Source organism: Rhodopila sp., assembly GCF_035548235.1.
In the GTDB taxonomy this organism is placed as follows: domain Bacteria; phylum Pseudomonadota; class Alphaproteobacteria; order Acetobacterales; family Acetobacteraceae; genus Rhodopila.
On sequence record NZ_DASZTJ010000038.1, the window covers coordinates 1 to 13,021 of the forward strand.

The window sequence follows — 13,021 nt, forward strand, 5'->3', positions numbered from 1 at the left end:
TCACGTCACCGGCGCCGGGTTGAACAACGCCAGCGCATTGCCGATCCCCCACCGCTCGGCCCACGGCTTCGTCCGCCCGGACGCGGTGTCCAGGATCAGCCGGAACAGCGCCCAGCCGGCCTCCTCGATGGTGGTTTCACCTGTTGCGATCCCGCCGGCGTCGTAGTCGATCAGGTCGTGCCAGCGCCGGGCCAGCACGCTGTTGGTCGCCACCTTGATCACCGGCGCCGCCGCCAGGCCATAGGGCGTGCCGCGGCCAGTGGTGAACACCTGCAGCCCGATGCCCGAGGCAAGCTGCAGCGTGCCGCAGATGAAGTCGCTGGCCGGCGTGGCGGCGAAGATCATCCCCTTCCGGGTCGGCCGAGCGCCGGGGGACAGGACCTCGACGATGGGAGAGGTGCCGGATTTGATGATCGAACCCATCGCCTTCTCGACGATGTTGACCAGCCCGCCCTTCTTGTTGCCGGGGGTCGTATTGGCGCTGCGGTCCGCGCCGCCGCGGGCCAGGTAGGCGTCGTACCAGGCCATTTCCCGGATCAGGTCCTCGGCCACCTTGTCGTCCGCCGCGCGCGCGGTCAGCAGGCCGATGCCGTCGCGCACCTCGGTGACCTCCGAGAACATCACCGTCCCGCCGGCCCGTACGATGAGGTCGGCGGCGAAGCCCAGCGCCGGGTTCGCGGTGACGCCCGAGAACGCGTCGCTGCCGCCGCATTGCGTGCCGACCACGAGGTCGCTGACCGGTACCGTTTCCCGCCGGCGGCGGTCCAGGATCTCCAGCCGCTCCCGGCACATGCCGGTGATCGCTTCGACCATCGGGCCGAAGCCGTGGAACGCCTCGTCCTGCAGCCGCATCACGTCGTTGGCGGGGGCGTCATCGGACAACGGGCGCTCGGACAATGGACGCTCGGACAATGGACGCTCGGGCAATGGACGCTCGGGCAGCAGGCGCTCGGGCAGCAGCTTCTCGCAGCCCAGGCCCACGACCATCGCCTGGCCGCCGAAATTCGGATTGCGCGCAAGGTTGTGCAGCGTGCGGATCGGCACGGCGGCGTCAGGGGCATTGATCGCGACGCCGCAGCCATAGGTATGGGTCAGCGCCACCACCGCATCGACATTGGGGTAGCGCGGCAGCAGTTCCTTCCGGACCCGTTCCAACGCGAATTCCAGCGTACCGGCAACGCATTGCACCGAGGTCGACACCGCCAGGATGTTCCGCGTCCCAACCGATCCGTCGGGATTGCGGAACCCCTCCCAGGTATGGCCCTCCAGCTTCGGCTGTTCGGCGACCGCCGCCCGCGCCCGCGACAGCGTGGCGAGGTCCGGCGCGTCCGGCATTTGCACCTTCGCCTCGGCCACCCAGGCGCCACGCGGGATATCGCCGATCGCGGTGCCGATGACGGTGCCGTAGCGCAGGATCGGCTGGCCGGACGGGATGTCCTCCAGCGCCACCTTGTGACCTTGCGGCACACGCTCCCGCAGCGCCAGGCCGTCGGGGAAGACCGTTCCCGCCCCCAGGCCGCCGACGGTGGCGACGATGGCGACGTTGTCCCGCGGGTCCAGCTTGATGGTGCGCGGCGCGCCGAGCCCCGATCCTTGAAGCGTGGTCCCTTCAGGCAGGGTTCCGGGAAAATCTGCGTTCATCGGCGTCCATCGATCCATGTCTGCGTCACACCATCTTGCCCGCGGCAAGCAGGATGTCCACCAGGACGCTAGCCACCCACGATCCGCACGCCGGTTGCCGCATCGAAGACATGCGCGTGCTCGCTTTGCACCCCGACCAGGACCGTATCAGACGAAACCGCCACGCCAGGGGTTCGGACGACCATGGCCGCATCGTCCCCCGCCAGGCGTCCATGGACCAGCGACTCCGATCCCAGCGGCTCCACCAGCTCGACCGCGATGCGCAGGTCCCCCTGCCCCAGCGTCAGGTGTTCGGGCCTGATGCCCAGCACCACCTCGCCGCCGGCATAATGTTTCGTCAGCGGCACCACCGGTCCGGCCGCCAGCCGCAACGACCGCCCATCGGCCTCCAGCCGTCCGCGCAGGAAATTCATCGACGGCGCCCCGATGAAACCCGCGACATACATGTCGGCCGGACGGTCGAACACCTCCATCGGCGTGGCGAACTGGGCGGGCCGGCCCTCGTGCAGGATCAGCAGGCGGTCGCCCAGCGTCATCGCCTCCACCTGGTCATGCGTGACGTACAGGCTGGTGACGCCCAGCCGTTTCTGCAGCCGGCGGATCTCGGCACGCATCTGCACGCGCAGCTTGGCGTCCAGGTTCGACAGCGGCTCATCGAACAGGAACAGCTTCGGCTCCCGCACGATCGCGCGCCCCATCGCGACGCGCTGGCGCTGACCGCCGGACAACTGCCGGGGCTTGCGGTCCAGCATCGCCTCCAGCCCCAGCATCGCCGCCGCCTCCCGCACGCGGCCGGCGATCTCGGCGCGCGGCAGGCCGCGGATGCGCAGCCCGTACGCCATGTTCTCGAACACCGACATGTGCGGGTACAGCGCGTAGTTCTGGAACACCATGGCGATGTCCCGCTCCGACGGGTCCAGCGCCGTCACGTCCCGCCCGCCGATCAGCACGCGTCCGGCTGTCGGCGTCTCCAGCCCCGCCACCAGCCGCAGCAGCGTCGACTTGCCGCAGCCCGACGCGCCGACGATCACCACCATCTCCCCATCCGCCAGGGACAGGTCGATCTGCTTCAGCACCTCGGTCTGGCCGAAGCTCTTGCGCAGGCCTTGCAACTCCAGGGTGGCCATCTATTTCTCGCCTTCCGTCAGGCCGGCCACGAACCAGCGCTGCATCGCCAGCACCACGACGACGGGCGGCAGCAGCGCGATGACCGAGGTGGCCATCACCGCCGCCCAATCCGTCTGCGTATCGACGCCGATCATCTTGACGATCCCGATCACGATCGTGTCCAGCCGCGGCTCCGTCGCCACCAGCAGCGGCCACAGATACTGGTTCCAGCCATAGACGAACAGGATCACGAACAGCGCCGCGATATTCGCCCCCGACACCGGCAGCACGATGTCGCGCAGGAAGCGCAGCGGCCCGGCGCCGTCGATGCGCGCGGCCTCCACCAACTCGTCGGGGATGGCGGTGAACACCTGCCGGAACAGAAGCGTCGCGGTGGCCGAGGCGATCAGCGGCACCCACAGCCCGGTGAAGCTGTTGATCAGGTGGAACCCGGCCATCACGGTGTAGGTCGGGATGATCCGTACCTCCACGGGCAGCATCAGGGTGATGAAGATCAGCCAGAACGCCGCGTGGCGGAACGGGAAGCGGAAGAACACCACCGCATAGGCCGACAGCACCGAGATCGCGATCTTCCCCACCGCGATCGCCATCGCCATGCCGAAGGAGACCAGCAGCATGTGCCACACCGGCTGCGCCCCGAACGCGCCCCGCGTCAGGACGCGCGCATAGACGTCCAGACCCGACAGGTGCGGCAGCAGCGACAGCTCGCCCCGGTCGATGGCGCTGGAATCCTGGGTGGAGCCGGCGAAGATCAGCCAGACGGGCATCGCGAACAGCAGCACGCCCAGGATCAGCACCGCGTGCGCGAGGTAGTCGGGCCGCTGCCTCATGACAACGTCCGCCGCCCCATGAAGCGGAACTGGATCGCGGTGACCAGGATCACCACCAGCATCAGGATCACCGACTGCGCCGAGGACCCGCCGACATCGTGGTTGATGTAACCGTCGCGGAACACCTTGATGACCAGCGTCTCGGTGTCCTTGCCGGGGCCGCCCTGGGTCAGCGCGTAGATCGTTCCGAACGTATCGAACGCGGCGTAGACGATGTTGACCACCAGCAGGAAGAAGGTGGTCGGCGCCAGCAGCGGAAAGACGATGGTGCGGAACCGGCGCCAGCCCTTCGCACCGTCGATGCGCGCCGCCTCGATCACCGAACGGGGAATGGACTGCAGGCCCGCGAGGAAGAAGATGAAGTTGTAGCTGACCTGCTTCCAGACGCTGGCGCCGATCACCACGCCCATCGCCTGCGTGCCGTTCAGCAGGTAGTCCCAGGCGATGCCGTGCGCGTTCAGCCAGCGCCCCAGCAATCCGATGCGCGGGTTCAGAATGAAGACGAACAGCACTGCCGACATCGCCGGCGCGATCGCATACGGCCAGATCAGCAACGTGCGATACACCGCCTGGCCTCGGATCGAGCGGTCCGCGAACACCGCCAGCGCCAGCCCGATCGCCAGCGACAGGACGCTGACGGCGGCACAGAAGAACACCGTGCGCAGGACGGAGTGCAAGTACAGGGGATCGGTCAGCAGGTCGTGGAAGTTGTCCAGGCCGACGAAGACCGATCCCTCCCCGAACGCGTCCTCGGCCATGAAGCTGGACCAGACGGCGTTGCCGGCGGGCCAGTAGAAAAAGAAGATCGTCAGCAGCAACTGGGGCGCCAGCAGCAGATACGGCAGCAGGCGCCCGTTGAAGACGGTCCGGCGATCCATCAGGTCTTCACGGACCTGGCGAACTCCTTCAGCACCTTGTTGCCGCGCGCCACCGCGACATCCATGGCTTGCTGGCCGTTCTGGCCGCCTTGCAGCGCCTTCTCCAGCTCTTCCTGGATGATGTTGCGGATCTCCGGCAGGCGGCCCAGCCGCAGGCCGCGCGTGTTCGGCGTGACGGTGCCGCGGGCGAGCTGCTCGACGGGGATGTCGGCGCCGATGTTCTTGTCGAAGAAGCCTTGTTTCTTGGACAGATCATATCCGGCGAAGGTGACCTGGACGTAGCCGGTGTTCTGCGCCCAGGCCGCGTCCACCTCGGGCTTGCCGATATAGTGCAGGAATTCCGCCACCGCCTTGTATTCCGCCGGCGTGCGGCCGGGTGCGGTCATCGTCCACAGGCTGGCGCCGCCGATGATCGAGTTCTTCGGCGTCGGGATGATCTCGGGGTCATAGGGCAGGTATGCCTCGGCCCAGGCGTGCTTGGCGCTTTTGACCAGGTCGCCGCGCATCGAGGACGACCCGAAGGAGATCGCTGCGTCGCCCGAGATGATCAGCGGATCGGGCGTGCCGTCGCGGCCGGAATACTTGAACGTGCCCTCCTTCGCCATGTCCAGCAGCCGCTGGATGTGCTTGACGTGGGCCTTGCTGTTGAATTCCAGCACGGCGTCCAGCCCCTCGAACCCGTTCTCCTTGCTGGCGAAGGCCAGGTTGTGCAGCGCGCTGTACTGCTCGACCTGCACCCAGGTCGGCCAGGACGTCGTCATCGGCACCGGCGCGGCGTTCTTCGCCTTGATCGCGCCGGCGGCGGCCCGCACTTCCTGCCAGGTCTTGGGCGGCTTGTCGGGGTCCAGCCCGGCCTTCTGGAACGCGTCCTTGTTGATCCACATCACGGCGGTGGAGGAGTTGAACGGCATCGCCGCCATCCGCCCGTCCGCGAGGCTGTAATAGCCGCGCACGGCGGGGATATAGGCCTTGGGGTCGATGGCGACGCCGGTTTCCTTCGACAGGTCCCAGACCTGCTTCACCGCCTTGCCGGCGGCCAGCATGGTGCCCGTCCCGACCTCGAACACCTGCGCGACATGCGGCGCCTGGCCGGCGCGGGAGGCGGCGATCACCGCCGTCAGCAGGTCGGCGTAGGAGCCCTTGTAGACCGGCTGCACCACGATGCCGGACTGGCTGGCGTTGAAGCCGTCGGCGATCTTGCCGACCTGCTCCGCCAGGGCGGCGGTCATGGCGTGCCACCACGTGAGGGTGACCTTGTCCGCCGCGCGGGCACCGGGAGAGAGGACGGGTGCCGCCGCCAAGGCGAGCGGGGCGGCGAGCAGGGTTCGGCGTTGCATCGTCAGGGTCCTCCCATTGCAGTCCGGCAGCCGTTAGTGGCGATCCGTTGCAAGAGAATTACCAAACGATGACAGTTGCATGAAGGGCCGGTTGCGCTCACTCCCCCGCTTTCTGCGGCGCGTGGCGTCCCGTCAGGTCGTCCCCCGCGGTCAGCGGCATCAGCAGTCCGACCGGCACGGCCGAACAGGTCAGCAGCCCGACCACCACGAAGGCCACGCTGAAATCCCCGGTCGTCGGCGTCATATGGCCCGAGACCGACCGGGCGGCCTCCAGCGCAAGCGCCCCGACCGAGACGCCGATCGTGGCGGCAAGCTGCTGGCCGGCGGTGTACAGGCTGGTCGCCGCGCTCATTTGCTGGCGGGGCACGTCGCCGTAGGCCAGCGTGTTATAGGCGGTGAACTGCAGCGACCGCAGGAAGCCGCCCAGCAGCAGGACGGCATAGATCGCCGCGGCGGGCCAGGTCGGGCGGAACGCCGCGCAGGCGAGCAGCATGATGCCGCTCAGCGCGCCGTTCCAGATCAGCGTGTCGCGGAAGCCGAACAGCCGCAGCGCGTGCTGCGCCGCCGGCTTCATCACCAGCGCGCCGGCCGAACTGGCGAAGGTGACCAGGCCGGATTGCGCCGCCGAATCGCCGAAGCCGACCTGCAGCATCATCGGCAGCAGGAACGGGATGGCGCCGATGCCGGTGCGGAACAGCATCATCGCCGTGAAGGACAGCCCGAAACAGGGCAGCCGCATCAAGGTGAAGTCCAGCAGCGGCGCCGGGTGGCGGCGCGCATGCAGGTAATAGAAGAACGCCATCACCAGCGCGCCGGCGATCATCGCCTCGGTCAAATGCACCGAGACCATCCCCCGTCCCGCCGTCTCCAACCCGCCCATGGCGAACAGCAGGCCCAGGCCCGAGATCGCCAGCCCGCGCAGGTCGAACCCGCCGCGCGGCTGTTCGCGAAAGTCCTTGATGAACAGGGTGACGGCGACCAGGCCCAGGATGCCGACCGGGATGTTGATGAAGAACGTCCAGCGCCAGTTGAACCAGGTGACGATGAAGCCGCCGACCGGGGGCCCGACGACCGGTCCCAGCAGCGCCGGCATCGTCAGCCAGGCCATCGCCGCCACCAACTCGGTCTTCGCCGCCGTGCGCAGCAGCAGCAGGCGCCCCACCGGCACCATCATCGCCCCGCCCACGCCCTGCAGCACGCGCGCCGCCACCAGTTCGGGCAATCCGTTGGACAGCCCGCACAGGATCGACCCCACCGTGAAGACGACGATTGCCGCTCGGAAGACGTTGCGCGTGCCGTAGCGGTCGGCGACCCAGCCGCTGGCGGGGATGAACACCGTCAGGCTGAGCAGGTAGGAGGTCAGCGCCACGTTCATCCGCACCGGGTCGTAGCCGAAGGCGCGCGCCATGGTCGGCAGCGCGGTGGCGATGACGGTCGAATCGAGATTCTGCATGAATAGCGCGCAGGCTACGATCACCGCGGTCAGTCGCGTCTCGTTCGAAACGCGGATGGTAGGATTGCGCTCTGACATTTTTCGCAGTGTTGCGCGGCCGTGCGCGTCAGGAAACCCCCGTGCGGATCAGGGCGGGCATGCGCGCGCGCAATTTTCGCGAAACCGGCGTTCGCTGCCGGACCGTAAAGTGTTTGTTATCGATTCTATGCGACGACGGACGGACGCTCAGTCCAAAGGCGCGCCGTGCCACCGCCCACCGACGACATCAAGAACTGGATGCACATGTTCCGGTGGATCGTGAAGGTCATCCGGGACGAGTTCGAGATCGACGAATCGATCCTGGTCCGCACCGCCGTGCTGGAGACCGATTGCGGCCTGGTGATCGAACAGGTCGAGTCGCTGCTGGGCATCATCGCCGGCGCCTTCGGCCTGACCTTCCCGCCCGGGACGCTGGATGAGGTGCTGAAGCTCGATGAGCTGTGCATGCTGGCGAGCTGGATGAAGGGGCTGTACCGCCGGCCGGAGTTCATCTCCGAGGGGTTCGAGGCGACGTGCCGGTCGGTCAACCCCGCCTGCGGGTAGCCCCGGCGCCATGGTGGGCGGAGGCCCGCCATCCGCGCCTTGCGGGGCCGGTGGAGAGAAATCGGCCTGCGCCGACCATGACGGGGGCGTATCCGGACCCCGCCATAGTCGGAGTCCGCCACGACGGGGGCGTGCGCGTGCCCGGCCAACTTCAGCGCCGAACACGACCAAAGGGTGCCCATGCCCCGGCCGGCTTGCGCCCGGGGCGAAAGGCCCCTTACTCCTCGGTGGCTTCGGCCTCTTCCTTGGCCTGCACCGGGCCGCTGTCCTGGCCCTTGGCGGCCGGGTCGCGGTCGACCAGCTCGATCACCGCCATGTCGGCGGCGTCGCCGTAGCGCATGCCCGCCTTCAGCACGCGGGTGTAGCCACCCTGGCGCGCCTTGTAGCGATCGGCCAGCGGACCGAACAGCTTGGTGACGATCACGTCGTCCCGCAGTTCGGCGATGGCGCGGCGCCGGTTGGCCAGCCCGCCCTTCTTGCCCAGGGTGATCAGCTTCTCGGCCACCGGGCGCAGTTCCTTCGCCTTGGGCAGCGTCGTCGTGATCTGCTCGTGCTTCAGCAGGGCATGCGCCATGTTGCGCAGCATGGCGATGCGGTGGGTGGAGGTGACGCCGAGCTTTCGGCCGGCTACGCCGTGACGCATGGGATGGTTCCTTGAATACGCTTAGAACGGCTCTTCCAGCCGCTTCGCCAGGTCCTCGATGTTCTCCGGCGGCCAGCCCGGAACGGTCATGCCAAGGCTGAGGCCCATAGACGTGAGCACTTCCTTGATCTCGTTCAGCGACTTGCGGCCGAAATTCGGCGTGCGCAGCATTTCCTGTTCGGACTTCTGCACCAGGTCGCCGATATAGACGATGTTGTCGTTCTTCAGGCAGTTGGCGGAGCGGACGGACAGTTCCAGCTCGTCCACCTTGCGCAGAAGGTTGCGGTTGAACGGCAGGTCGTCCTGCGGCTCCTCCGCGCGGATCTGCTGCGGCTCGTCGAAGTTGATGAAGAGCTGGAGCTGGTCCTGCAGGATGCGCGCGGCCAGCGCCACCGCGTCCTCGGGCGTCACGGCGCCGTTGGTTTCGACCGTCAGCAGCAGCTTGTCATAGTCGGTGACCTGGCCCACGCGGGTCTGGTCGACGCGGTAGGACACGCGGCGGACGGGCGAGTAGATGCTGTCGATCGGGATCAGGCCGATCGGCGCGTCCTCGGGCCGGTTGGCGGCCGACGCCACGTAGCCCTTGCCCAGGTTGACCGTGAACTCCATGCCCAGCTTCACGCCGTCGTCCAGCGTGCAGATCACCAGGTCCGGGTTCATGATCTCGATGTCGTGGCCGGCCTGGATCTGGCCGGCGCGCACTTCGCCGGGGCCGGTCGCGCTGAGCGTCATCCGCTTCGGGCCTTCGCCGTGCATGCGCAGCGCGAGCTGCTTGATGTTCAGCACAATGTCGGTGACGTCCTCACGGACGCCCGGCACAGAGCTGAACTCATGCAGCACGCCGTCGATCTGCACCGCGGTCACCGCCGCGCCCTGCAGCGACGACAGCAGGATGCGCCGGATCGCGTTGCCCAGGGTCATGCCGAAACCACGTTCCAGCGGTTCGGCGACGACGGTCGCGACGCGCGCCGGATCGGCGCCCGGCTCGACTTCCAGCTTTTCCGGCTTGATGAGCGATTGCCAATTTCGCTGAATGACTGCGCTTTGTCTCATCTAAACACCTTTCGAGCCGAACCTGCGTTCGGCTGACAGCGTCATCGCCGGCGGCGGGCGAGGGCCCGCGCCGTGCACAAGAACCGTCAGACGCGCCGACGCTTCCGCGGGCGGCAGCCATTATGCGGGATCGGCGTCATGTCGCGGATCGCGGACACCGCGAAGCCCACGGCCTGCAGCGCGCGCAGCGCGCTCTCACGACCCGACCCCGGTCCGCTGACCTCGATTTCCAGCGTCTCCATGCCGTGCTCGCGCGCCTTGCGGCCGGCATCCTCGGCGGCGACCTGCGCGGCATACGGGGTCGACTTGCGGCTGCCCTTGAAACCCTGGCTGCCCGAAGACGACCACGCGATCGCATTGCCCTGCGCATCGGTGATGGTGATCACGGTGTTGTTGAAGGTCGCGGCGACATGGGCCACGCCGGAGGTGATGTTCTTGCGTTCCTTGCGCCGTGGACGGGCGGATGCGGCGGGTTTCGCCATGAGTGTCTCGATCCTGCTTCAACTGCCGACCGCGCCGGAGAACGGCGCGGCCGGGATGGGGAAATGAACGGGCCCGAAGGCCGGTTTTACTTCGTGACTTTCTTCTTGCCGGCGATGGCGACCGCCTTGCCCTTGCGGGTCCGCGCGTTCGTGTGCGTCCGTTGGCCACGGACCGGCAGGCCACGGCGATGCCGCAGGCCGCGATAGCAGCCCAGGTCCATCAGCCGCTTGATGTTCATCGCCACTTCACGCCGCAGATCGCCCTCGACCCTATATTCGCGGTCGATGAGTTCGCGGATGCGCAGAATCTCTTCATCGGAAAGCTGGTTGACGCGCCGCTCGTCCGGGATGCTAAGCTTATCGCAGATTTCGGCCGCCTTGGTGGGGCCGATACCATAGATGTAGCGGAGGCTGATCGTCACCCGCTTGTTCGTCGGTATGTTCACGCCGGCAATACGCGCCACGCTCGGTTCTCCTGTCGCCTGGTTCGTTGACCAGGCCTGTCCTGCCCTGTTGGGCTGAAAAATGCGCAAGCGGCGCCAATCCCGCAGGGGGTTCACGCCGGAGGCGCGGACTATAGTTTCTGCCGCCGAAGAGTCAACGGAGACTTATCAACATCGCGCGAGGGCGCGCGGGGGATAGCGCGCGAGGGCGCGTGGGGGATAGCGCGCGTGGGCGCGTGGGGGATGACGCGCGAGGGCGCGAGGGCGACGGCCCTCACCAGCCGCGCGCGTCGGCGACCGGCATTACCGGGCCTTTTCCAGCACCGCGTCGATCTGCCGCGCCACCTCGTCGATGTCCGCCATGCCGTCGACGCTGCGCAGGATGCCCGTCTTCGCATAATGCGGAATGATCGGCGCCGTCTGCTTGTGATACGCCGCCAGCCGAGCGCCCACCGTCTCCCGGTTGTCGTCGGCGCGGCGGACGAACTCGGTGGAGCCGCAGACGTCGCAGACCCCCGGCTTCGCCGGCTGCTTGAACGAATCGTGATAGCCGGTGCCGCATTTCGCGCAGGTGAACCGCCCGGCGATGCGGTCGGTCAGCGCCGCGTCGTCGACTTTCAGCTCGATGACCGCGTCCAGCTTCAGGCCCTTCCGGGCCAGCATCGCGTCCAGCGCCTCGGCCTGCGGGACGGTGCGGGGGAACCCGTCCAGGATGAACCCGTTGGCGGCGTCCGGCTGGTCGAGGCGGGCGGCCAGCATGCGCACCAGGATATCGTCCGACACCAGGGCGCCCGATTCCATCACGGCCTTCGCTTCCCGGCCGATCGGCGTGCTCGCCGCGACCTCGGCGCGGAGCATGTCGCCGGTGGAGATCTGCACGATCCCGTAGCGCTGCTCCAGCCGTTTGGCCTGCGTTCCCTTGCCCGCGCCGGGCGGACCCAACAAAATCAGCTTCACCGACGTCCCTTCGCCCTGCTCTTGCGGATCAGTCCCTCATATTGATGCGCGACCAGATGGGACTGGACCTGGGTTATGGTGTCCATGGTAACCGAAACGACAATCAGAATCGAGGTGCCGCCGAAATAAAACGGCAGCCCGTAATCGCTGATCAGGATTTCCGGCAGCAGGCAGATCACCACCAGGTAGGCGCCTCCGAAGAAGGTCAGGCGAGTCAGGATCGTATCGAAATACTTCGCGGTCGCCGCGCCCGGCCGGATGCCGGGAACGAAACCGCCGTATTTCTTCAGGTTCTCCGCCGTCTCCTCGGGGTTGAAGACGACCGCGGTGTAGAAGAACGAGAAGAACAGGATCAGCGCTGCATACAAAACCATGTACAGCGGCTGCCCGTGTGCGAGCTGGCCCGAGATCCACTGCACCCAGGATGGCGCGTTCTGCGCGAAGCTGGTCAGCGTCGCCGGGATCAGCAGGATGGAGCTGGCGAAGATCGGCGGGATCACGCCCGAGGTGTTCAGCTTCAGCGGGATATGCGTCGAATCGCCGCCGAACATGCGGTTGCCGACCTGGCGCTTGGGGTATTGCACCGGGATCCGCCGCTGGGCCCGCTCCACGAAGACGACGACGAAGATCGTCGCCACCGCGATCACGAAGAACACCAGCAGGAACAAGGGCGACAGCGCGCCGGTACGAGCAAGCTCCAGCACCGAGAAGAACGCGCTGGGCAGGTTGGCGATGATGCCCGCCATGATGATCAGGCTGGTGCCGTTGCCGATGCCGCGGGACGTGATCTGCTCGCCCAGCCACATCAGGAACATGGTCCCGCCGACCAGGGTGATGACGCTGGAGATCCGGAAGAACCAGCCCGGATCGATCACCGCCGGTCCCATCGTGCCATGCATGCTCTCCAGCCCGATGGATATGCCATAGGCCTGGAACATCGCGATGAAGACGGTCAGATAGCGGGTGTACTGGTTGAGCTTCTTGCGCCCCGCCTCACCCTCTTTCTTCAGCACCTCCAGCGAGGGGACCGCGGCGGTCATCAACTGGATGATGATGCTGGCGCTGATATACGGCATCAGGTTCAGCGCGAAGATGGTCATGCGCCGCAGCGCCCCGCCGCTGAACATGTCGAACATGCCCAGCAGGCCGTTGCCGTGCTGGGACATCATCTCGTTCATGACGGACGCGTCGATGCCGGGGACCGGGATGTAGGTGCCCAGGCGATAAACCACCAGCGCCCCCAGCGTGAACCAGATGCGCTGCTTGAGTTCGGTCGCCTTCGAGAAGACGCCCATGTTGAAGTTGGCTGCGAGCTGTTCGGCAGCGGAAGCCATCGAAATCCCCTTTTCCGTCGGGTCTGTTATCGGTCCGGCGCCGCGTCGAAGCAAGCGCGAACGGCGCGCGCCAGACCTTCGGTCGCCCAGGCTTACGGTATCGCGGGCATGGTCTCGGTTGCGTGGAGACGGCACGACAACGGGATCATGCGGGTGCGTCTCTTCTTCCGGTCATGGCGGCACGCGGCGGCTCAGGTCCCGAGACCTGGACGGAGCGCCCGCCGGACACGCCCCCTGCACGCCCCTTCGGCACCGGATCG

At 67.1% G+C, this 13,021-nt stretch carries 13 protein-coding genes; 1 reads left to right on the forward strand and 12 read right to left on the reverse strand.

Annotated features, from left to right (window positions below):
- From garD to VHB27_RS03040, 6 genes are all read right to left on the reverse strand, one after another.
- Positions 1–1,641, reverse strand: coding sequence for a galactarate dehydratase (gene garD, locus VHB27_RS03015; RefSeq protein WP_325597444.1), 1,641 nt, complete (start codon positions 1,639–1,641; stop codon positions 1–3).
- A 68-nt stretch (positions 1,642–1,709) separates the two neighbouring features.
- Positions 1,710–2,768 carry an ABC transporter ATP-binding protein gene (locus tag VHB27_RS03020; RefSeq protein ID WP_325597445.1) on the reverse strand — a complete coding sequence of 353 codons (1,059 nt, stop codon included), beginning with the start codon at positions 2,766–2,768 and terminating at the stop codon, positions 1,710–1,712.
- Positions 2,769–3,599, reverse strand: a complete 831-nt coding sequence (ugpE, locus tag VHB27_RS03025; protein WP_325597446.1) for a sn-glycerol-3-phosphate ABC transporter permease UgpE — start codon at positions 3,597–3,599, stop codon at positions 2,769–2,771.
- Positions 3,596–4,477 carry a sn-glycerol-3-phosphate ABC transporter permease UgpA gene (gene ugpA, locus VHB27_RS03030; RefSeq protein ID WP_325597447.1) on the reverse strand — a complete coding sequence of 294 codons (882 nt, stop codon included), beginning with the start codon at positions 4,475–4,477 and terminating at the stop codon, positions 3,596–3,598. The genes ugpE and ugpA overlap by 4 nt, the downstream gene beginning before the upstream one ends.
- A complete protein-coding gene (gene ugpB / locus VHB27_RS03035; protein ID WP_325597448.1) occupies positions 4,477–5,814 on the reverse strand; it encodes a sn-glycerol-3-phosphate ABC transporter substrate-binding protein UgpB in 1,338 nt (445 codons plus the stop codon). The genes ugpA and ugpB overlap by 1 nt, the downstream gene beginning before the upstream one ends.
- Before the next feature lie 97 nt (positions 5,815–5,911).
- On the reverse strand, positions 5,912–7,345 hold the full coding sequence (locus tag VHB27_RS03040; RefSeq protein WP_325597449.1) for an MFS transporter: 1,434 nt from the start codon (positions 7,343–7,345) through the stop codon (positions 5,912–5,914).
- Between the two features lie 165 nt (positions 7,346–7,510).
- Between VHB27_RS03040 and VHB27_RS03045 the strand changes: the two genes are divergently transcribed.
- Positions 7,511–7,849 carry an acyl carrier protein gene (locus VHB27_RS03045; RefSeq protein ID WP_325597450.1) on the forward strand — a complete coding sequence of 113 codons (339 nt, stop codon included), beginning with the start codon at positions 7,511–7,513 and terminating at the stop codon, positions 7,847–7,849.
- 217 nt (positions 7,850–8,066) lie between these two features.
- Here VHB27_RS03045 and rplQ read toward each other — a convergent pair whose 3' ends face one another.
- From rplQ to secY, 6 genes are all read right to left on the reverse strand, one after another.
- Positions 8,067–8,492: a 50S ribosomal protein L17 gene (rplQ, locus tag VHB27_RS03050; protein WP_325597451.1), complete on the reverse strand. Its 426-nt coding sequence runs from the start codon at positions 8,490–8,492 to the stop codon at positions 8,067–8,069.
- 21 nt (positions 8,493–8,513) lie between these two features.
- Positions 8,514–9,545, reverse strand: a complete 1,032-nt coding sequence (locus tag VHB27_RS03055; RefSeq protein ID WP_325597452.1) for a DNA-directed RNA polymerase subunit alpha — start codon at positions 9,543–9,545, stop codon at positions 8,514–8,516.
- A gap of 86 nt (positions 9,546–9,631) precedes the next feature.
- Complete coding sequence (gene rpsK, locus VHB27_RS03060) at positions 9,632–10,027, reverse strand: 30S ribosomal protein S11 (RefSeq protein WP_325597453.1); 396 nt, start codon at positions 10,025–10,027, stop codon at positions 9,632–9,634.
- Positions 10,028–10,113: 86 nt separating this feature from the next.
- Positions 10,114–10,491 carry a 30S ribosomal protein S13 gene (rpsM, locus tag VHB27_RS03065; protein ID WP_325597478.1) on the reverse strand — a complete coding sequence of 126 codons (378 nt, stop codon included), beginning with the start codon at positions 10,489–10,491 and terminating at the stop codon, positions 10,114–10,116.
- A 282-nt stretch (positions 10,492–10,773) separates the two neighbouring features.
- Positions 10,774–11,427: an adenylate kinase gene (locus VHB27_RS03070; RefSeq protein ID WP_325597454.1), complete on the reverse strand. Its 654-nt coding sequence runs from the start codon at positions 11,425–11,427 to the stop codon at positions 10,774–10,776.
- On the reverse strand, positions 11,424–12,761 hold the full coding sequence (gene secY / locus VHB27_RS03075) for a preprotein translocase subunit SecY (RefSeq protein ID WP_325597455.1): 1,338 nt from the start codon (positions 12,759–12,761) through the stop codon (positions 11,424–11,426). Before secY ends, VHB27_RS03070 begins: the two co-directional genes overlap by 4 nt.
- Between the last annotated feature and the right edge of the window lie 260 nt (positions 12,762–13,021).